General features: G+C 76.0%; 1 protein-coding gene. It reads right to left on the bottom strand.

Features of this window, described 5'->3' with window-relative positions; all coding sequences use genetic code 11:
* Nucleotides 1-825 (bottom strand): AsmA-like C-terminal region-containing protein (locus tag FK498_RS18890; protein WP_141857268.1); only part of this gene is annotated, 825 nt, incomplete at both ends.

Below are 825 nucleotides of genomic sequence, written 5' to 3' on the forward strand. Positions count from 1 at the left end.
CAGCGGGCCGGCGACCGCCCCCGCCTGTGCGCCGGCCGCGGCTCCGGCGCCGAGCTGGCCGAGCGCACCGACCGCGCCCGCCGGGTCGGGCCGGATCGAGGGGTCGAGGAAGGTGCCGCCGACATTCACCGGGATGCCGATGCCCCCGCCGGCGATCTTCAGCGTCGGCATCAGCCTGAGCGCCAGCGTCTCCGGGCCGAGATTGACGCTGCCCGAGCCGCCGACCTTGGCGAGGTTGCTGTCGAACAGCAGCGCCTTGGCGGTCGCGACCCCGCCCGCGGCATCGAAGCGCAGCGCGACGCAGCGCACGTTGGAGACGCCCTCGCGCGGCGCCCCCGGCACCAGCGCGCGCCAGAGCTCGCCCGCCACCAGGTCGATCAGCCGGTTGTCGATGTCGAGATTGGCGCCGGCCAGGCCGAGATGGCCGTCGAGCGTCGAGGCGATCCGGTGCGGCGTCGTGCCGGTGCCGCGCAGATCGATGTCGAGCTCGATCTGCCCGCCGACGCGATAGCCCCCGCCATAGGCGGCGAGCAGCTGGCGCAGCTCCATGGACGGCGCCGAGAGGGCGATCCGCACCGGCGGCTCGGGCTTCGAGGCGTCCATGGTCAGCCTGAGGGTCACCGCCCCGCCCGGCACGCGCGCGTTCAGCGGATCGAGCCGCAGCGCGCCGCGATCGAGGCTGAGCCGGCCGGCGACCTCGCGGTACTGCGCCCCGCCGAGGCGCAGCTCGGCGAGCGCCAAGCGCAGGGTGGCGTCCGCGCCGCGCAGGGCCTCGAGCGGCAGGGGCTCATCGGGGATCAGGCGCTGACGCGGCGGGGCCTGTCG

The sequence above is a fragment of the Elioraea sp. Yellowstone genome (assembly GCF_006704265.1).
In the GTDB taxonomy this organism is placed as follows: domain Bacteria; phylum Pseudomonadota; class Alphaproteobacteria; order Acetobacterales; family Acetobacteraceae; genus Elioraea.